At 38.9% G+C, this 20,120-nt stretch carries 19 protein-coding genes; all 19 read right to left on the reverse strand.

The genetic code is table 11. The features are described from left to right. Positions 1-82: 82 nt before the first annotated feature. Positions 83-1,270 carry a radical SAM family heme chaperone HemW gene (hemW, locus tag IIB39_02615; GenBank protein ID MCH8927590.1) on the reverse strand — a complete coding sequence of 396 codons (1,188 nt, stop codon included), beginning with the start codon at positions 1,268-1,270 and terminating at the stop codon, positions 83-85. Beyond that, on the reverse strand, positions 1,240-1,908 hold the full coding sequence (gene lepB / locus IIB39_02620; GenBank protein MCH8927591.1) for a signal peptidase I: 669 nt from the start codon (positions 1,906-1,908) through the stop codon (positions 1,240-1,242). Before lepB ends, hemW begins: the two co-directional genes overlap by 31 nt. A gap of 39 nt (positions 1,909-1,947) precedes the next feature. Further along, a complete protein-coding gene (locus IIB39_02625; protein MCH8927592.1) occupies positions 1,948-2,871 on the reverse strand; it encodes a P1 family peptidase in 924 nt (307 codons plus the stop codon). A 37-nt stretch (positions 2,872-2,908) separates the two neighbouring features. Further along, positions 2,909-3,769 (reverse strand): hypothetical protein, encoded by an 861-nt coding sequence (locus tag IIB39_02630; protein MCH8927593.1) that lies wholly within the window; start codon positions 3,767-3,769, stop codon positions 2,909-2,911. A 31-nt stretch (positions 3,770-3,800) separates the two neighbouring features. Next, on the reverse strand, positions 3,801-5,528 hold the full coding sequence (ggt, locus tag IIB39_02635; GenBank protein ID MCH8927594.1) for a gamma-glutamyltransferase: 1,728 nt from the start codon (positions 5,526-5,528) through the stop codon (positions 3,801-3,803). Then, the gene (locus IIB39_02640; GenBank protein MCH8927595.1) at positions 5,529-6,512 is read right to left on the reverse strand and encodes a ribonuclease HII; all 984 of its coding nucleotides are present in this window, start codon (positions 6,510-6,512) and stop codon (positions 5,529-5,531) included. It abuts the gene before it with no gap. A gap of 24 nt (positions 6,513-6,536) precedes the next feature. After that, the gene (locus tag IIB39_02645; protein ID MCH8927596.1) at positions 6,537-6,908 is read right to left on the reverse strand and encodes a cyclic nucleotide-binding domain-containing protein; all 372 of its coding nucleotides are present in this window, start codon (positions 6,906-6,908) and stop codon (positions 6,537-6,539) included. A 430-nt stretch (positions 6,909-7,338) separates the two neighbouring features. Next, a complete protein-coding gene (locus IIB39_02650; protein MCH8927597.1) occupies positions 7,339-7,971 on the reverse strand; it encodes a hypothetical protein in 633 nt (210 codons plus the stop codon). 47 nt (positions 7,972-8,018) lie between these two features. Beyond that, positions 8,019-10,352: a DNA internalization-related competence protein ComEC/Rec2 gene (locus IIB39_02655; protein ID MCH8927598.1), complete on the reverse strand. Its 2,334-nt coding sequence runs from the start codon at positions 10,350-10,352 to the stop codon at positions 8,019-8,021. A gap of 43 nt (positions 10,353-10,395) precedes the next feature. Continuing rightward, the gene (locus tag IIB39_02660; GenBank protein MCH8927599.1) at positions 10,396-10,878 is read right to left on the reverse strand and encodes a hypothetical protein; all 483 of its coding nucleotides are present in this window, start codon (positions 10,876-10,878) and stop codon (positions 10,396-10,398) included. 15 nt (positions 10,879-10,893) lie between these two features. Then, positions 10,894-11,418, reverse strand: coding sequence for an adenine phosphoribosyltransferase (locus IIB39_02665; GenBank protein MCH8927600.1), 525 nt, complete (start codon positions 11,416-11,418; stop codon positions 10,894-10,896). A 2-nt stretch (positions 11,419-11,420) separates the two neighbouring features. Next, positions 11,421-13,037 (reverse strand): NAD+ synthase, encoded by a 1,617-nt coding sequence (locus IIB39_02670; protein MCH8927601.1) that lies wholly within the window; start codon positions 13,035-13,037, stop codon positions 11,421-11,423. Between the two features lie 3 nt (positions 13,038-13,040). Beyond that, on the reverse strand, positions 13,041-13,319 hold the full coding sequence (locus IIB39_02675) for an acylphosphatase (GenBank protein ID MCH8927602.1): 279 nt from the start codon (positions 13,317-13,319) through the stop codon (positions 13,041-13,043). After that, on the reverse strand, positions 13,320-13,784 hold the full coding sequence (locus IIB39_02680; GenBank protein ID MCH8927603.1) for a TIGR00725 family protein: 465 nt from the start codon (positions 13,782-13,784) through the stop codon (positions 13,320-13,322). It abuts the gene before it with no gap. Then, positions 13,785-15,077: an asparagine--tRNA ligase gene (gene asnS / locus IIB39_02685; GenBank protein MCH8927604.1), complete on the reverse strand. Its 1,293-nt coding sequence runs from the start codon at positions 15,075-15,077 to the stop codon at positions 13,785-13,787. It lies immediately after the preceding gene. An 18-nt stretch (positions 15,078-15,095) separates the two neighbouring features. After that, positions 15,096-15,596 carry an LptE family protein gene (locus tag IIB39_02690; protein MCH8927605.1) on the reverse strand — a complete coding sequence of 167 codons (501 nt, stop codon included), beginning with the start codon at positions 15,594-15,596 and terminating at the stop codon, positions 15,096-15,098. Next, positions 15,586-16,770, reverse strand: coding sequence for a sigma-54-dependent Fis family transcriptional regulator (locus IIB39_02695; GenBank protein ID MCH8927606.1), 1,185 nt, complete (start codon positions 16,768-16,770; stop codon positions 15,586-15,588). Before IIB39_02695 ends, IIB39_02690 begins: the two co-directional genes overlap by 11 nt. Beyond that, positions 16,767-18,053 (reverse strand): phosphoribosylamine--glycine ligase, encoded by a 1,287-nt coding sequence (gene purD / locus IIB39_02700; protein ID MCH8927607.1) that lies wholly within the window; start codon positions 18,051-18,053, stop codon positions 16,767-16,769. The genes IIB39_02695 and purD overlap by 4 nt, the downstream gene beginning before the upstream one ends. Beyond that, positions 18,050-20,053, reverse strand: a complete 2,004-nt coding sequence (gene uvrB / locus IIB39_02705) for an excinuclease ABC subunit UvrB (GenBank protein ID MCH8927608.1) — start codon at positions 20,051-20,053, stop codon at positions 18,050-18,052. Before uvrB ends, purD begins: the two co-directional genes overlap by 4 nt. Between the last annotated feature and the right edge of the window lie 67 nt (positions 20,054-20,120).

The raw sequence follows: 20,120 nt of genomic DNA on the forward strand, positions 1-20,120 counted from the left end.
ATATACAAATAATTACGTATCTATTGAATTATAAAGCAAGAACAATCGAATAGCGGCTATTTTAAATACTGATATAGGTAAATTATGGAGCAAACAGCTCGGATATTTCGTCTGCAAATAATAGACCCTTCTCAGTCAGAACCACTCGATCATTCTCATATGTTATCAGCTCTTCATTCTGAGAAACGCTCAGCCCTTTTATTTTTTCCATTTGAGATTTATACTTCTCTCCGAATACAAAATTGAATTCTTTCTCGAATGAGCGGATTTCCAAGCCAAATGAAGTTCTGAGCGCTAAAAATATCCGTTCAAACATCAATTGTTCTTTATTTAGCTCTTCCGAACCGGCAACCGGACTCTCTCCTGATTTCATTATTTTGTTATATTTATTTACATCCCTCACATTCCACCAACGTCTCTTGCCGTCGAACGAATGTGCCGAAGGACCGAATCCTATATAAGACGCGCCTCCCCAATAGGCTGAATTATGTTTAGATTCGTATCCTTCCAACGAATAACTGGAAATTTCGTATCTATGATAACCCTCTTCTTTTAGGAGAACCAAAATAGAATTTCTCATCTCCTCCTCAAGTTTTCCGTCTATTGGATTTAACTCGCCATTTTCTTTCATTGAGTAGTAAGGAGTACTCTTTTCGTAAGTGAGAGAATAAACTGAAATATGATTCGGTTTTAACGTTGCAGCTGAATTGACGTTATCCAATACAGAATCAACTGTTTGTCCGGGAACGGCATATATTAAGTCCAGATTATAATTATTGAAACCCGCCGATATAGCAATAGATACAGTATCGGATATTTCCTCCGGAGAATGTATTCTGCCTAAAGTTTTAAGTTCCTCTTCCTTAAATGACTGAGCACCGATACTTAACCTATTCACTCCTGAACTGTAGTAAGATGAAAGCCGCTCTAAATCAACTTCACCGGGATTTACTTCAACGGTTATTTCCGCATCGCTTTTGACAGAAAATTTACTTCTTAGAGCTGCGAAGATTGATTCCATTTCGCCGCCGTTGAGAATACTCGGCGTTCCACCTCCGAAATATATTGTCCCGACTTCGCTGACGTTTTCTTCGGTTGATTCGATCTCCTTCAAAAGAGACTGTACAAACTCCGTTCTCAGCGGCTTATCTTCATCCCCGCTCTCGATAGAATAGAAATCGCAATATGGACATTTGAATTTACAAAAAGGAACGTGAAGATAAATTCCGGAAGTTGAGCCTAGCTCAGTATTGTGCCGATTCTCGACCAACGAACTCTTTCTATGAAATTGTAAAGAGGTATTGTTTTATCCCATGACCAGTAAATTATCATCCCTTCGCCCAAAACATTCTTCATAGGAACCAATCCCCAATAACGGCTGTCGTAGCTTTCATCCCTGTTATCGCCCATAACAAATATTTGGTCTTCCGGTACTGTAATAGGACCGTAGTTGTCTCTGTTGCCGGCTCCTTTAGGATAAATCAGACCCTCTATTAAAGTTTTGTCCCGAATGTTCGGATCGGTGAATTTACCATGTTTAGGAAAATCCATAATTTTACCGTCCACATAAACTTTTTTATCCTTGATTTGAACTGTCTGTCCGCCCACGGCAATTGCCCGTTTAATATAATTTTGACTTGGGTCGCGAGGATATTTGAATATGATTATATCTCCGGGACGCGGGTCTTTGAAAGCCGGAAGTTTCCAATCTGTTCCGGGAATACGAATTCCGAAAATGAATTTATTTCCGAGAATAAAATCGCCAACAAGAATAGTGTTTTCCATTGATCCCGTAGGTATCTGATAAGCCTCAACGATGGTTGACTTTATAATCATAGCGGTAATGATTATACCCGCCAATGATTTGGCGTTCTTAATAATTTTCTTTATTTCAAAGCTTTTCTTCATATCCTGTCCTGTTATACGATGAAATCAAATTATTGTTTCTTAGCTAATAGAGTCAAGCGCTATTCCGTTTGAAATAGAAATTCCTTTAAGTATTGAACGAATTATCACTTCCGCAGCGGCATCCCCGATTATATTCACGTCACACTCGCTGTTTCCTGTGGAAACCGCAAAAACTATATCACCGTCATACATTGTATGCGACGGTATAATTGCTCTTGCTATACCGTCCTGTGCCATCTGGGCAACTTTCGTGGCTTCTTCCTTATTTAATTTGCCGTTGGTTGCCACTACGGCGAGAACAGTATTTTCTAAAAAAGACTCTGCTGATTTCGGCAGCTTCCATTCATCGCGATTCAGACTGCCCACAAGCAATTCATTTGTGTGAGGATTTATTACGTTTCCGAATGAGTTTGTAACTACCAAAGCGCCCACGGAGATATTATTATCGAGTTGCAGCGAAGCGCTGCCCAGTCCGCCCCTCCCTCGCTTATCGCCGGAAATACCTCCCGCTGAAGCGCCGATGCCAACACCGTGTAACCCGTTTAGTGGTTCCGAATCTGTGGCATTTTTAGCAGCTTCGTAACCCATTTCAATGTCCGGGCGTATTTCAGGAGAGCCTACTCTCAGATCAAAAATTACTGCGGTCGGGACTATGGGAATTTTCGCTACCTGCACGTCATATCCTATGCCCTGTTCTTCAAGATATTTTTGAACACCACCGGCTGCGTCAAGACCAAAGGCGCTTCCTCCCGTCAATAATATCCCGTGAATCTTTTCTACCTTGCGAACGGGTTTGATAGCTTCAATTTCTCTTGTTCCCGGAGCGGAACCTCTTACATCAACACCCGCAACGGCTCCGTCTTCAAACAAAGCAACCGTACATCCTGTCTGGGCTTCAGTGTTTTCCGCACTACCGACGCTTACGCCGGGTACATCGGTGATACTATTTCCCCATTTCCACATTAACTGGTAATCAACTTAGAATTAGTTTTGATTTTTATTAACCCGCTTCAACTGCTTTTTCCGCCACCAATTGCGGTGAATATTTTCCAATAAGAGCCATCAGGAAATTCTGCATTGAATACATCTCTACCGCAAATGGCAGAAACCCTAAAAACCCGACTATAGGCATCTCAAAATATTTTGGTCCGGCACCTAAGGGTCCGGGAACGGTATAAATCCATTTAGTATATGCCCAATAATTCCAGAACTCCCAAAGCAGTCCACAAATAATTCCGGCTGCAAAAAGGTTTAGCAATTTAACGGGACTTCCATTTCTTAAATCAGGAAGAAAAGATTTTCCTCCTAACCATTCGTTAATCGGCTCGAGAAGGAAAACATATCCTGACCAGACGAATACGTAAAGGTATGCAGCAATTTCCATCGGAAAGGCGAACGGAATCAGAATCATTATTGTTCCGATAACCACATAAACCTTCATCACTTTTTGTCCGAGTTTCCACTTTTTTATTCGCAGTTTATCAAACGGTCCAAGATATTTTACAAATTGGTACGTCAATAGTATTCCGGGAATGATAGTGGAAAATGACCATGCGGATGAGAACCAAAACAGAGGAATGCTGTCAGGCGTGCCCACATAATACCAATTGTTCATATACAAATCGTATGCTTCAAATAATAGCCACACCAAAACCGACCAGGGCAGCATCCATAAGAATTCCCGCCTTTTTTTAAGGATATATGAAAAGCCCGCTAATTTATATAGCAATGCGTCCATAAACATTATATAGCCTGTCCAGGAAAGAGGAGTCATATAACTCATCGCAAAACTATTTTCAAATATCAGACCGATTTCAGCAAGGAAAATGATGAGTAATCCAAGCCATCCATAAAGTTTCATATTATTTTAACCCTTTTAATTATTAAAATATTTATTCGCTGACCACCGCGGAATATCCTGCTCTTCTATTATCCGGAGCAGGTATCATCAATCCTGTTGAATGATGCCTGCCGATTGTTTGCGCTGAGCCAATAACAATACTTTGCTCAACAATATAACCTAAAGATTCAAGCCTGGTGATCAACTTATCGTCCAAACCACCCTCTTCGTATATCAACGCATCAGGAATCCATTGATGGTGAATTCGCCATGTACTAACGGCTTCAGTCGGGTTCATTTTAAAATCAATGTAGTTTATGAGAACTTGAGTCACCGTCGAAATAATTCTACTTCCGTCGGGTGAGCCGGTAATCAGAACTACCTCTCCGTCTTTTTCAACAATAGTAGGAGTCATAGAACTCAGCATTCTTTTGCCTGGGGCAATAGTGTTTGTTTCTCCATGGATTAATCCATATAAATTTTTTGAGCCAATCTTAGCAGCGAAATCATCCATTTCATTGTTAAGGATAAATCCCGCGCCTTCAACAATTACTTTACTGCCGAAATAAGAATTAAGCGTTGTAGTAACCGCCACAGCGTTCCCCCATTTATCTAAAACAGAATAATGAGTCGTCTCAGAAGATTCATTCTTCAACACGGTTTCAAGGGAATCAATAAATGCGTCATTATCGTGATTTATTTCTCCAGCCGCAGCGACCTCGCCTTTCTTTATCTTTTTTGAAAGACTTAACGCATACTCTTTTGAGATTAAAGCAGTCACAGGTACATTATAGTAGTCCGTATCACCAAGATAAGTTGCCCTATCGGCGAAAGCGTATTTAGCTGCCTCAGCAAAATGATTTATAAATGAGAGCGAATTACTCTCCATACCTGAGATGTCGAAGTTTTCGAGTATATTTAGAGTCTCTAACATAACAATTCCACCTGAGCTCGGCGGCGGCATACTGATAATATCGAACCCTCTGTAATTCCCAATAATCGGTTTACGTTCGACAGGGTCGTAACTTAACAAGTCTTCTTTTGTTATTATTCCACCATATTTCTGCATTGTGGATTCAAAGTAACCCGCTGTTACTCCATCATAAAACCCCTTCACTCCATTATTTATAATTCGTTCCAAAGTTCCTGCTAAGTCTGTCTGATACAAAGTATCGCCGATTTCATACGGAATAGAGTCTTTTAAAAATATTTTTGCGCTTGAAGGATATTTAAGAAACAATTCCATCTTTTCTTGAATAGAATTAGCTAATAGTGAATCAACTATAATTCCATTTTTTGCTAACAAATAAGCAGGATGCAATATTTGTGATATGGGAAGAGTGCCGTACTTATCAAGTGCGTATAGCATACCCGCAACGCTCCCGGGCACACCAACGGATAAATATCCTTCTTGAGATAATTCTTCTATAGGCTCTCCAAAAGAATCTAAATACATATCTCTCGAGGACGCTAATGGAGCTTTCTCACGATAATCAATCGTGGTCTTAGTCCCATCCGATAGACGTAATACCATAAATCCGCCCCCACCTATGTTCCCTGCTCTCGGATTTGTAACTGCCAACGCAAATCCCACTGCAACAGCAGCATCTACGGCATTACCTCCATCTTTCAGTATTTGCCCTCCGATTTCTGTAGCATACTTTTCGACGGAAACAACAATTCCCACAGGTTTCTCAGAGGTATTATTCTTAGCTGAATTTTCATACGAGCAACTTCCAATAATGAGAAAAACTGCGGTTATCTGAATTAGTTTACGCATCTAAAGTCTGAACGCATCTGTTATATGGTTAATCACAGGTGTTTTGGAATTGATGTTCAACGCCATAACATCAAATCGGTATTCGCTTGCATCAGGACTTTTGCTGTTTATATAAAATTTTGCCGCGTTGGCAATTTGATTTTTTTTGTTTTCCGTAACCCATGTTTCCGGCTCGCCAAAATCACCGCTCATCTTTGTTTTGACTTCAACAAACACAATTGTATCGTTCTTTCCTGCTATAATATCCAGTTCGTTTTCCCGGTCCGCCCAAAAATTCCTTTCCAATATTTCGTAACCCTTTTTTATTAAGTCCAAAGCAGCCAACCGTTCTCCGTAATTTCCAATCTCTTTTTTATTCGTAGTGTCCAATTTAATCTTTATTCCCTTTACTCTCTTAAACGAATGGCGGTGAATTGGAGAAGGTCCGATATTCTTAATCACCCGAATATGCGCGGCAGTACCGTATCCCTTATGCTTTTCAAATTCATATTCGGGATAAACCTTTGCTATTTCGAGCATAATTCTGTCGCGGGAGACTTTAGCCAGAATAGATGCTGCCGCAATTGATACTGACCTTGAATCACCGGAAACAATGGCTTTTTGCGGAATAATCTTGTCAGGTAAGCCTCGGCCATCCACCAGGAGATAGTCAGGTGTCCTGCTTAGGCCGCCGATTGCCATTCTCATTGCCATATGTGTGGAACGTAATATATCTGATTTGTCGATCTCATCCTGCCAGACTTTACCTATGCCGTAAGAAAGGCATGAATCTATTATTTCATTGAAAAGTTTCTCCCGCTTTGAAGAAGAAAGTTTTTTTGAATCGTTTATACCATCAGGGATATTATTCTGATTAAACACAACAGCCGCCGCTACAACCGGTCCCGCTAAAGGCCCTCTGCCGGCTTCATCTATTCCTGCAATAAACAGCTTTCCTTCAGACCAGAGCTTATTTTCGAAGGAAAGAAGATCAATGTTTGTCATTTAGAATCTGGAGATGAAATAATTCTATTCGTCATCTACATTATGATCAATTAAAGAATGAGATAATTCAGACGTAGTTTCTTTCAATCGTTCGGCAAGAACTGTAAGTATTTTAACGGTAAACGATGGAAAATTTTGTACCATATCAATAACTGATAGCCGTATTACAGAAACTTTACTGTCTTCCATCGCTTTAATTGAGGCAGATCTTTCATCGCCAAGTATAATTGACATTTCTCCGAGTATTGTACCGGGTTTGCTATATTCCGATACAAGTTGGTCATCTTTATATATTCCGAGTCTTCCTGATTGCAGAATGTAAATATATTGCCCAGTATCACCCTGATGACATATTATTTCATCTTTTTCGTAATCTTTTTCTATACCGGTTGTCATACCTGTCCGTCCAAATTTATTAAATGCATTCAATTATACAATTGCTGCAAGAAATATACCTTATATAATAACGTGAAAGACTTGAATAGTCAAAATAAAATGGAATCCGCTCGGTTCTACCGGAGAACGGTGGAAAATACCTTTATTACTGTAAAAATTTATAATTTAATCACCCACCGGGTTTCCCCCTGACCCGGTGGCTGTAGTGTAGCATCAGTACAGATTAAGGCATATATAGTGCCAACATTGGAAAATGAAATTATAGTACTCGTATCACGTTGTTATTATTGATATTAAGAATTTGTGCACAACGTTTTATTGAGAGAAGTATATAGAAATTTGAAGATAATTTCCCAAAAAGAGGAATTTGGAAATATTTATTTTTAATTCTGAGAAAAGAGTTCAGATAAAAAAGATAATGATGAAACCTTTACCGATTTGACGATTTAGACGTGTATGTCATTTCAGGAGTTTGAATTATCGCTACCTTTCTCGTTGCATCTATATAAACTTTCGTGTTCAGCTTGATGAGATAAGACCATTCCTCATATAACAATCCATTGAACATTATATTTTGTATTTTCAGTTGTGGCTCGCCCCATGACGATATAACCATCAACTCTTCAAATCCTATGTCGATTTGTCCTTCTCTAATCGCTCTTATCCTGTCTCGTCTCCATTCCGGATGATCCAAGATAGACAATTCTCGTACTGCTATGCGTTTTCTCTGTCCGGTAGCATCATTCTGTACGGCGGCTCCAATTCCGCCCCAAAGTATTCCTAAACTACTTAGGAACGCTAACCAGGAAATTATATTATTACCTCCGCTTTTACCAAACACAAAACCCAAACCAAAAAAAGCTATTAATCCTCCCATTCCAAAGTACGCAATTCTTAAATGTTCTACCGGCCTATCTTGTTCTTCAAGAATATTCTCAAAATATATCCTTCTCTCTTCAGGGGATAGATTTACCCAATCATTGTCATTTAGAGCCGGCCTGACTGCGCATGCGGATAATTGAAATGATAGAGAGCAAATCAACAATGTGGAAATCAATTTCATCTAATAAATATCCTCATTGAAAATAATACCCTTAATATAAATTACAGTTATCGCCAATTATAATTATCAATAGTTTTACCGTTAAGGCGCATTACGATTGCCATATCTATATCCGTGCGTTTTAGTTTTATTTCTGATTTATCATACCGTTCGGTAACTTCTTTCGATGGATGACCATATAAATTATTTCTACCGACTGAAATCAGAGCCTCAGCGGGTGAAACAGCTTCTATAAAGTTCATACTGCTTGAAGATGAACTCCCGTGGTGAGGTACTTTTAACAGCTGCGATTTCAGATTATAACCGGATTTAACAAGTTTCATTTCAGCAGACGATTCTATATCGGCTGTGAATAATATGCTCGACTCACCATAATTATATTTAAATACAAGAGAGGAATTGTTATTGGAGTTGGCAAATCTCAATCCATAACCCAATGGTGGATGCAATATCCGTATAGAAGAAAATCTTCCTAATTTTATCAGATCTCCCATTTTTGTTTTCATTCTCGGAATATTCTTTCGCTCCGCAATAGAAAGAACTTTCAGGTAAGTCGAAGAACCTGAATCACTATAACTTGTAATTAATGTATCAACCTGAAAATTTTCTAAAATATAAATTGCTCCGCCTGTGTGGTCTGAATCCTGATGTGTGAGAAGTAAATAGTTAATTGTGTTAACTCCCTTTGACCTTAAAAATGGACCTACAACAAACCTACCCGCCTCACTTCCGTAATTGGACTGACCGGTGTCTATTATAATATTTCTGCCGAAACTATCATCAATATAAGCAGCATCGCCCTGACCGACATCTAAAAACGTTACTTCGGCGCCTTTATATGATAATGACCGATTCAAACTTAATCCGGTAAATATCAGCAACATAATCATAAATGATTTTATCCGGCCTCCAACTGAATCCAAATATCCTAAGCTAAAAACTGAAGCAATAATTAGAACTAATATCCAGATTGGGAATTCCGGTATAGAAATAACCATCCCGGATCTCCCGGAAAAAAACGTTAAGATTGACAGCAGAAGTTTTGTTAGAAGATCAAAAGTTGACCCTATCACCGCACCAAGTGGAAAATAAATATACGAAAGTGTCAACATTGTAAATCCAAGCGATACAAGCAAGCCCGCCAGCGGAACGGCAATTATATTTATCAGAAAGCCGAACGGAGTTATCATATTGAAATGATATGCTGTTAGGGGATTTGCCATTAAATTCGCAGCTGTTGTTATTAATAAAAATTGCAAGAACCATCTAATCATCCTATTGATAAATCCGGTAGGTGATGGCAATGGTAATTTATCTAAATATTTATTATTGAAAAAAAGAATTGAAGCCACGATAAGAAATGATAATTGGAATCCCGGTTGATAAAGTTCGTTCGGCATAATCATCAATATTATCAGAGCCGCTATACCAAGAGAATTTAGCGCTACTGTTTTTCTTTCCGATATAATTCCTATCAATAATGCAAATGCCATTATGACCGCTCTTGCTACCGGTGTCCTCCATCCTACAATTGCGGCATAAAACGTTATTCCCAGTAGAATAAAATAAATTAGATGATTTCTTTTAAGCCGAAAAAGCGATCCTATTATGTATAAAATCCCAACTATAAAGCTGATGTGAAGTCCTGAAATAACTAATATATGAATTATTCCACTGTTTCTAAATTTGTCTTTCAGGACGTTATCAATGGATTTTGTATATCCCAATATCAAAGGATTTGCTAATTGAGAACTTTCAGGCAATACCAACATAGATAATCGATCCCGAAGCGAACGTCTTATGTTATTAATAAATTGTGAAAATTCATTATCCTGTACAGTATTCGATAATACTTTAATAGAGTTAACATTATTACCTGACATATAGGCTGTTATGCCCATTGAATGATACCACTTCTTTAAACTGAAACCACCGGGATTTCTCCTGTCCGTTGGAAGCGATAACAACCCTCTAATTAAAAGGGAATCACCAATGTTGGACTTAATACTGTATTTTGGAAGATATAATCTAACTTTTATTCCGCTGCCGATTATTTTGCCTTTCTCTGACAACAGAGCGTCAGTTTCCAAAGTTATCCATTTGTTTTTATCTTCAGATAGTTCGATTACTTCACCAATAAATGATACATTTGGATCAGCAACTAATTCTTTAGATAGGTTCCATTCATCTATATGATTAAAAGACGCCGATGAGTATCCGATAAAAAAGATCAATATAACTGAGAATATGCTTTTAATGTGATGGTTTAGAGTGAATGTAGATATGGCTATCAAGAGCAGTGAGAAAATAACCAACCAGGTAAAACTTGCGGAGATATGAATCAGATCGTAAAATAAAATACCCGAAATCAGTATCAGCAAGACTCGAACTGCCGGATACTTATGGAAATGGTAACTCAAGAAATCATTGATGTATTATACCGGTTATATATCTTTCCTTAATAATATTTTGAACATCTAACATAGCAACGTCTCGCGCGGGAAAGATTAAAACATATTTAGAATAGCTCGGGTATTGTTTGATGAATTTATAACCATCTCCGTCTCTTTCTTCCAAAGCCCAAATAGTATATTCATCAGATGCATTCTGAGATCCTTCCCAATCAGGCCTAAAATGTTTTTGAACATACAGTTCAGTTAATCTTCTTCCTTGATGCGAAACAATAAAACCGTAAGTTCTTATAATAGAGGAGTTAAGCATCTTCTTATTAACTTTATACTTTACCACTTGAATTTCGTAACCGGAAAGATCAAAACGGTCTTCTTCCACCTGTTTAAAATCGGAATCAGTGGCGCCAGGCGATTTCAGCGACATAGGTATTACGGATAAAGTCAAAATAACTGCTATCCCCCATTTAAGTAATGATTCGAAACCTGCTATACCCATAATATGTCCCTATAATTATTCTTCCGAGTATTGAATCAAAGAAATTATATTTTCGGTGCCGAGTTTTTCTCTCCCCTTGAGAAAGGTCAACTCAATTAGGAAAAGAATAGCGGAGACAGTGCAATCAAATTTGTTAACCAACCTGAGAGCGGCGGACATCGTCCCTCCGGTTGCGAGCAAATCATCTATCAACAGAACATTCATTCCCTTTTCGATAGAATCTTTATGAATTTCAATGGTATCTGTGCCGTACTCGAGTTCATAAGATTCCGAAACAACCTCACCCGGAAGCTTGCCCGGTTTTCTGATGAGATCAAAACCAACTCCTAATCTGTCTGCAAGCGCCCCTCCAAATATGAATCCCCTGGATTCAATTCCCAATATGAGATCAATATCCAAGCCGGTAGTTTTTTCAACCATCAGATCCAACGATTTTTTTAGTCCGACTGGGTTTTTAAGGAGAGTAGTAATATCCTTGAATCCAATTCCCGGTTTAGGGAAATCAGGGATTGTCCTTATATATGTATCCAGCTCAGCCATTATTATAAACCGCTGTAATGGTTTATTAACGGCATTCTCCTTCCAATGCCAAACGCCTTATTTGTGATTTTAATTCCGGGCGGAGATTGCCTTCTTTTGAATTCAGAACTTTTAATCAACTTGATAATTCGGCTAATAGTGTCCACCTCATATCCCTTGTCAATAAGCTCATCCTTTGTAAGTCCTAATTGGATTATGTCGTCAACGAGAGGACTGATTATGTCATAGTCAAATGGATCAACCTGATCCTCAGATAACTCCGCGGAAGGTGTTTTAGTGAACACTGATTCGGGAATAATATGCGATCCTTTTAAATCGTTATAGTATCGGCATAATTTGTAAACTTGTAATTTTGAAACGTCATTGATCGGAGCCAATCCACCTGCCATATCGCCATACAATGTTGCATAGCCGAGCGCTAACTCAGTTTTATTTCCTGTGGATAATAGCAGATGATTAAATTTATTTGATAGCGCCATCAAAATATTGCCTCTTATTCTTGCCTGAATATTTTCCTCAGTCTCATTTTTCTCAGCTCCATTAAAATGGGGCTTTAATATATCAAGGTAATTCTCATACGTAGATTTTATAGGTATTGTTTTGAAGTTGATACCGAGATTTTTTGATAAATCCTCCGCATCTGATTTGCTATGTTCTGAAGAAAATTGTGAAGGCATAGAAATTCCTGTTAAATTTTCCGGACCAATCGCTTCCGCAGCCAACAGCGCTACGAGACTTGAATCAATACCACCTGATAATCCCAAAATCGCAGTTTTAAACCCACTCTTACCCATATAATCGCGTATTCCTAAGCGAATTGCGTTGAATGAGGATTCGATGCTGTCCTCAGTTGTATATTTTAAAGCGGGATTCTCTTCTGAATCAAAGTCAATTATTGAAAGGTCTTCTTTAAATGAAGGCGATATGTGTATCAAATTACCATTGGTATCCGATGCCAAACTTGCTCCATCAAAGATTATTTCATCCTGACCACCTACGAGATTACAATATACAAATGCTTTTCCTGTATTTTTGCTGTGATCAGTGACTAATTTAATCCTTTCAGACAATTTACCTTCTACATATGGTGATGCCGAAATATTCAGTATAATATCAGCATAATTTGCAGCAAGAACTGAAGTGATATTATCTTCTGAAGTATCCCACATATCTTCACAAATTTGAACACCGGCGTTAATAGGCAAATCATCAACTATAACTTTAACAGGTAATTGCTTACTCCCTGATATATAGTATCTTTTCTCATTAAAAACATCATAGGTAGGCAACTTACTTTTCTGAATTTTATTTATAAGTTTAGCATTCTGAATTACCGCTGCGGAATTAAACAATTTTCCTTTAACATCCTCCACATACCCTACAATAGCTATTATATCAGGACATTCGGAAACAAGCCGCTCTAATTCACTTAAATTATCTTTTATAAACTGCCGGTTAAACAGCAGGTCAAGCGTCAGATAACCCGGAATCGTGGATTCGGGGAGAAGTACTATATCTGCGCCTAAATCATACGCATCCCTAATATATTGTATTGCTTTATCCGTGTTGGCTTGTAAAGCTCCAACAGTTGTATTTATCTGGGCTATTGCTACTTTCATAAATCAGTTCTCAACAGTGAAGGAGATATAATCGGATTCAAATTCAATCCATCTGACCACAACATCCGTAACTTTCGAAAACGAAGGACCGCGACTTAAATCCTTAATAAATGAATTCAGCGCTCCTTTATCACCGTAAACCTGAATTTCAACAGAAGAATCCGGTAAGTTTTTGACCCAGCCGTTTAGATTATTGGATGACGCTGATTTAGAAGCGAACCATCTATATCCAACGCCTTGAACAAGACCTTTAATAATCAGATGAGCTCCGGTGTCATTCACTTAGATATTCTCATATGCTTTTGCGACAGCATCTTCCGGCGAGTCTGCTTGAATCACTCCTTCGATATTCCATGTACGGATTCCGATAACCTTAACCCCCATCTCCAAACAGTATGCGATTTCTGATAGTGTTCCATATTGTCCATCGATTGCGATAGCGGCGTCAATAGACCTTACAATGATCGAATTCCTTGCGCTGCCCATCCCTGTTGCAATGGCAATGTCAATATAGTTGTTTCCCTCTTCCTTCGTACTTGTAGGTAAGATTCCAAGAGTAAGACCGTCTTGTGATTTTGCTCCGATACACGCAGCTTCCATTACTCCTCCCATACCACCGCATACAAGGATGCCTCCCAATTTAGCTATCCCGCTGCCTACTTTCTCCGCTATTTGCCAAATATCGTCCCCGACGTCTCGACCGCCAAAAACTCCAATTGCTACTCTTCTACCATGTGTCACAGTCATTTATGGCTCTAATCTATGAATTGTACGTGGGAAAGGAATCGTCTCACGAATATGTTTCAACCCGCAAATCCAGGCAACAACACGTTCAATCCCCATACCGAAACCCGAATGAGGAACGCTGCCGTATTTACGTAAATCAAGATACCATTTGAATTCTTTTTCGGGTAAACCGTGTTCCTTTAATCGTTTAAGTATTGTATCATAATCGTCTTCGCGCTGTCCTCCTCCGATAATTTCTCCATATCCTTCCGGAGCAAGCAAGTCCACACCGAGAGCCAATTTTTCATCATCTGCGTCCCGTTTCATATAAAACGCTTTAATAGCAGCCGGATACCGATGAACAAAAACGGGCTTATCAAAAAACTCGGCAATTATAGTTTCATCCTCTCCGCCGAAGTCACCTCCCCACTCAAACTCATGTTCGCTGTCGTTTAATTTTTGCACAGCCTCAGTATATGAAATCCGCGGAAATGGAGGGATAATGTTTTCAAGTTTGGAGATGTCTCTTTCGAGCAGTTTAAGTTCTTCACTTCGTTCCTCAAGGACCTTCTGAATAATATAACATACGAATTGTTCAGCCAAATCCATATTGTCATCAAGGTCATTGTAGGTGACTTCAGGCTCAACCATCCAAAACTCCGTAAGATGCCGTCTCGTTTTCGATTTTTCTGCTCTGAATGTAGGGCCGAAACAATAAACTTTGCCTAACGAGACAGAGGTTGCTTCACTATATAACTGACCGCTTTGCGCAAGGTATGCTTTTCGCCCGAAATATTCTGTTTCAAATAAGGTGGTTGTACCCTCGCAGGATGTGGGAGTGAATATCGGCGTATCAACAAGTGTAAAACCGTTATCGTCCAAATAGTTTCTACACGCTTTAATTATGGTATGCCTGACTCTCAATATGGCGTTTTGTTTTCGGGATCTAATCCACAAATGCCTGTTATCCATCAAAAACCCTGTGCCGTGTTCTTTGGGTGTGATAGGATATTCCTCGGCTATCTGGTATATATTCAGATCTGTTACATGTAATTCAAATCCGCTTTCAGATCGTTTATCCTCTTTAACGATTCCGGTTATTGAAAGTGATGATTCCTGAGTAATTGTGTCAACTAACAAAAACTTCTCTTCTGAAATATCCGATTTTGAGATTACACACTGTATCATTCCCGAGCCGTCTCTTAAAATTAGAAAGGCGATTTTACCACTTGATCTTTTATTAAATAGCCAACCTTTCAATGTTACTTCTTTTTCTATATGCTTCGAAAGGTCTCCTATATAAATTCGTCCCATTAACTGTCCTTTAATTTATTACCAGCCTGAAAGTGTTTGATTTAATACTTCAGTAACTAACCGCTCCACAGCATCATCCAGACCTCCGATCCTGTCTTCCGGAGTAGATGCGGCATATATTCCCCACCCTTTTATGTTTCCTTCAAATAGATTGATCTGATTTATCTTATCGTACCAGACTATTTTCGCAGAAATTGTAACTCTAAATTCCTGAACCTCCTCGTTTTCATCGAATGTATAAGGTACGTCGGATACTCTTACTATTGTTCCTTTCATAACTGAATCCGAATCTTTCTGATCAACTATCTGGAGTATATTTTCTTTTATGAAATCGTCAAGCAATGCGTCCGTAATCTGTTCTGTGAGTCCAAATTCCGCTGTGTTGTTTTCGAGAAGGGGAATTGCAATTGTTTTAATATGACCGGGAACGGATGACCCGGAAAAGGAATATGGACTGCACGATAAGACTACAAATAGAGACAGAAACGGCAAAATTCTAAGATTTATTCTATATATCATATTCCTTTATCTTCCTATATAAAGTACGTTCACTTATGCCTAACGCATTGGAAGTCATTCGTCTGTTTCCTCTATATTTTTCTAATGTAGATATGATTAATTCTTTCTCCATATCCTGCATTGACACAGTTCCGACTTCTTCGTCCGAATGAATAATTGGGGCGTCATTAACTTTACTTGAACGTATAACATCATCCGATTTAGAGTTAATATAACCTGCCGGCAACATAAATTTATCGGTAAGCAAGTTTTTAATTTCTGAAATTTCATTATTCATATGAAAAAGCGTTCTAATTATAAGTTCTCTTTCAGCAGTTGCAGGGTCCTTATCCAATGGTACGGGCAAGTTCTGAGAAGTAAAATTCAAATCTTCACCCTGAACTTGAAGATGATTTTTCATTAAAGAGCCGGTAATAACTTTTCCTTTTTCGAGAACCACCAGGCTTTCCATTAAGTTTTTCAATTCTCTGATATTCCCGGGCCAATGGTATGTATTTAATATATCAATAGCTTCCTCTGTAAAGCCTCCAAATGTGATATTCAAATTTGATGCTCTTGCAGTCGAAAATATTTGTGCCAACATCTCGATATCTTCTTTACGCGACCGTAAACTCGGCAGCACAATAGTAATGGACTTCAATCTAAAATATAAATCCCTACGAAAAAGACCGGATTGAATCAGCTCCGGCAATTTGCGGTTTGTGGCGGCAATTACCCGGACATCAAGTTTTTTTGACTCGGCATTTCCTACTCTTTGATATTCTTTTTGTTCCAAAATACGGAGCAACCTCACTTGCGTGTTGAGAGGCATTTCACCTATTTCATCAAGAAATATCGTGCCGCCGTTTGCTTCTTCAAAGTATCCTTTCCTGTCGGCCACCGCTCCGGTAAATGCTCCTTTTACATGACCGAATAATTCACTTTCAATAAGACCTTCCGGAATGGCACCAGCATTTACAACCACCAATGGTTTATCATGGCGACTGCTCGCGCCGTGAATTGCCTTGGCTACCAGCTCCTTTCCTGTACCTGATTCCCCTTCAATGAGCACGGATATATCAGTCGGTCCTACCTGTTCGATCATTCGAACAACATCTTTTATTTTTTCAGATATTCCAATGAGTCCGTATTTCTTCTGAAGGATTTCGAGTTTAGTTTCAGGAAGAACTTTCATTTCATTTTACCATTAGAAATATAATCAAGACCTTTTTGCCCAATATCTTTTCTGTAATGCATTCCGTCGAAATTTATATGGCTCAGCGCGGCATAAGAGTTTTCTATCGAACGTTCAAGCGAGTCGCCCAATGATGTAACAGTGAGAACTCTACCCCCATTTGTGTAATATTTATTGTCTTCTTCTTTTGTTCCCGAATGAAATATCATTGTATCTTTTTCAAACGCATAATCCAAACCGTGTATTTCCTGACCCGTTTCATAATTGCCCGGATAACCGCCTGAGGATAATACAATAGTGGAAGCATAGTTTGTATTATTACTGAGATTGATTCCTGTTATATCGCCGTCAGCCGATCCGATAAGCAGATCAAGAAATTCTTCTCCCATAATAGGAATCACAACCTGAGCTTCCGGATCACCAAACCTGACGTTAAATTCTATTACTTTTGGTCCTTCGTCGCTGATTATAACACCCGCATAAAGTAAGCCGCAAAATGGAGAACCTTCACTCTTCATACCTTCGATAACCGGAGTTAGAATGGTTTTCTTCACTTCTTCATATATTGAATCCGATACTACAGGCGCGGGTGAATAGGCGCCCATTCCACCTGTATTGGGACCTTCGTCATTATCAAAGACCCTTTTATGATCTTGGGAGCTGGGCAGAATCACGAAATTATTCCCATCAGAAATTGCAAAGATAGACGCTTCCTCGCCTTCCAACAAATTTTCTATTATGACTGTATCCCCGGCATCGCCGAAAATATTATCAACCATCATCTGATTTATAGTTTTTTCTGCCTGTTCTACAGTATTGCATACTACAGCGCCCTTGCCTGCTGCAAGACCACTTGCCTTAACTACACACGGCTTGAAATCTTTCCTAACATATTGAAAAGCATCGTCGGCTTTATCAAATCTTTCGTACTCAGCAGTAGGAATCGAATGGCGTGACATAAATTCTTTTGCAAAAGTTTTACTACCTTCCAATTGGGCAGCTTTTGATGTAGGGCCGAATATTCGAAGTCCATTAGAATTAAAAAGGTCAACTATACCGTTTACCAGCGGAACTTCCGGTCCCACAACGGTCAAGTCAATATTCTTCTCCTTCGCAAAAGATAATAATCTCGCATCATCTGAAGCGTCTATCTTAACCAATTCCGCTTCTTTCATCCCTGGGTTCCCCGGGGCACAGTAAAGTTTATTGACCCGGCTATCTCCGGCGATTTTCCAAACCAATGCGTGCTCTCTGCCACCGGAGCCGATAACGAGTATATTCATACAGCAACGCCCAATTCATTCTCAATTTTTTTAATTTCATCTCTCAGGAGAGCAGCGTTTTCAAAATCCAATTTTTCCGAAGCGTCTAACATTTCTTTTCTCAGCAAATCCAATAAATCCATTTTATCCATCTTATCTGAATACTTATCTGCAACACTTCTGAGTTTCCGCTCTCTGGTATTACCTGAATAAGAATCCGCAACTGAAAGTGTTCTTTTAATATCTTCTTCGCTTTTTATAATGGAGGTCGGTATGATTCCATGTTTCTTATTATATTCAGCCTGTTTTATTCTTCTTCTTGTAGTTTCTTCGATAACCTTTCTCATTGATTCTGTGATCTTATCCGCATAGAATATTACTTTTCCCGCAACATTTCGAGCAGCTCTGCCTGCTGTTTGCATCAAGGAAACCTCTGATCTTAAAAATCCTTCTTTATCGGCATCAAGAATCGCTACAAGCGCTACTTCAGGAAGGTCTAATCCCTCCCGCAAAAGATTTATTCCCACAAGAACATCAAATTTATTTAATCGTAAATCCCTTAAAATTTGAACCCGCTCCAAAGCGCCGATTTCAGAGTGCATATATCTCACATCAATTTTTAAACCGTTCAGGTAATCAGTTAGGTCTTCCGCCATTCTCTTCGTAAGCGTAGTGACAAGAATTTTTTCACCTGACTCGACGTTGCTTTTGATTTTTGTGACTAAATCATCTATCTGATTTTTAGATGGAATAACCTCAATCTCCGGATCCAGCAATCCTGTCGGTCGAACCAGTTGTTCGACAATAATTCCCTCGCATTTTTCAAGCTCGTAAACAGCGGGAGTAGCTGAAACATAAATCATCCTGCCTATTTTAGAAGTGTATTCTTCAAATGTCAGTGGGCGGTTATCGAGTGCGGACGGTAATCTAAAACCGTAATCTACCAGAACAGTTTTTCTTGCTCTGTCACCGTTATACATTGCCCTAATTTGAGGCAGCGTAACGTGGGATTCATCCACAATTGTAATAAAATCATCCGGGAAATAGTCTATTAGAGTATCAGGCGGTTCACCCGCTTTCCTGTCGGCGATCAATCGTGAATAATTTTCTATCCCTGAACAATATCCTAATTCTTGAATCATTTCAAGGTCATATTTAGTTCTCTGCTCTAATCGCTGAACTTCTAATAGTTTATTTTGATTCCTGAGTTCTTCAAGCCGAAGTTCAAGTTCTTCTTCTATTTTAATAACAGCTGCTTTCATCTTCTCTTCGGGGGTAACAAAATGTTTCGCGGGATAGATTACCGCTCTATTTTTTTCTCCGACAATTTCTCCTGTTAGAGAATCAACAACGGAAATATTCTCCACCTCATCACCAAATAGCTCAAACCGGATGGCATAATCATCGTATGCGGGGAATACCTCTATGACATCGCCTCTCACTCGAAAGGTGCCTCTCTCTAAAACCATATCATTTCTTAGATAATGTATATTAACCAGATTTAGCAACATTTCTCTTCTGACTACTTCATCGCCCTTTTCGATTATTATACACATCCCTTTAAAATCAGCCGGCGAACCTATACCATAAATACAGGATACAGACGATACGACAATTACGTCCTCTCTTTCAAGTAATGCGCTGGTTGTTCTCAGTCTGAGTTTGTCAATCTCTTCATTCACAGAAGAATCTTTTTCAATAAAAGTATCTGTAATAGGCAGATATGCTTCCGGCTGATAGTAATCATAATAAGAGATGAAAAATTCTACCGCGTTATCGGGAAACAATGATTTAAATTCTCCATAAAGCTGTGCCGCTAAAGTCTTATTATGGGACATAATCAAGGTCGGCCTGCCGATATTCTGTATCACATTTGCCATTGTAAATGTTTTACCGCTACCCGTAACTCCAAGGAGTGTATTATGTTGCCTCCCGTTTTTCAGGGCATTCGTGAGTTCCTCAATGGCTTGAGGCTGGTCTCCGCTTGGAATTAAATTTGTTGTTAAATTAAATTGTGCCATTTTGACATATTATTATTTATTAAGGTAGTAATATAAACAGTTATTGGATTTGTAGCAAGAAAGATTG

The sequence above is a fragment of the Candidatus Neomarinimicrobiota bacterium genome (genome assembly GCA_022573815.1).
GTDB lineage: Bacteria > Fidelibacterota > SORT01 > SORT01 > SORT01 > JACZTG01.

Coding starts and splice junctions, on each gene's coding strand:
- IIB39_02650 (MCH8927597.1), bottom strand. CDS start 7,971: ATGAAATTGATTTCCACATTGTTGATTTGCTCTCTATCATTTCAATTA.
- IIB39_02630 (MCH8927593.1), bottom strand. CDS start 3,769: ATGAAACTTTATGGATGGCTTGGATTACTCATCATTTTCCTTGCTGAA.
- IIB39_02645 (MCH8927596.1), bottom strand. CDS start 6,908: ATGACAACCGGTATAGAAAAAGATTACGAAAAAGATGAAATAATATGT.
- asnS (MCH8927604.1), bottom strand. CDS start 15,077: ATGGGACGAATTTATATAGGAGACCTTTCGAAGCATATAGAAAAAGAA.
- IIB39_02660 (MCH8927599.1), bottom strand. CDS start 10,878: ATGGGTATAGCAGGTTTCGAATCATTACTTAAATGGGGGATAGCAGTT.
- IIB39_02680 (MCH8927603.1), bottom strand. CDS start 13,784: ATGACTGTGACACATGGTAGAAGAGTAGCAATTGGAGTTTTTGGCGGT.
- IIB39_02695 (MCH8927606.1), bottom strand. CDS start 16,770: ATGAAAGTTCTTCCTGAAACTAAACTCGAAATCCTTCAGAAGAAATAC.
- purD (MCH8927607.1), bottom strand. CDS start 18,053: ATGAATATACTCGTTATCGGCTCCGGTGGCAGAGAGCACGCATTGGTT.
- IIB39_02670 (MCH8927601.1), bottom strand. CDS start 13,037: ATGAAAGTAGCAATAGCCCAGATAAATACAACTGTTGGAGCTTTACAA.
- IIB39_02625 (MCH8927592.1), bottom strand. CDS start 2,871: ATGTGGAAATGGGGAAATAGTATCACCGATGTACCCGGCGTAAGCGTC.
- IIB39_02665 (MCH8927600.1), bottom strand. CDS start 11,418: ATGGCTGAGCTGGATACATATATAAGGACAATCCCTGATTTCCCTAAA.
- IIB39_02690 (MCH8927605.1), bottom strand. CDS start 15,596: ATGATATATAGAATAAATCTTAGAATTTTGCCGTTTCTGTCTCTATTT.
- lepB (MCH8927591.1), bottom strand. CDS start 1,908: ATGAAGAAAAGCTTTGAAATAAAGAAAATTATTAAGAACGCCAAATCA.
- ggt (MCH8927594.1), bottom strand. CDS start 5,528: ATGCGTAAACTAATTCAGATAACCGCAGTTTTTCTCATTATTGGAAGT.
- uvrB (MCH8927608.1), bottom strand. CDS start 20,053: ATGGCACAATTTAATTTAACAACAAATTTAATTCCAAGCGGAGACCAG.
- IIB39_02640 (MCH8927595.1), bottom strand. CDS start 6,512: ATGACAAACATTGATCTTCTTTCCTTCGAAAATAAGCTCTGGTCTGAA.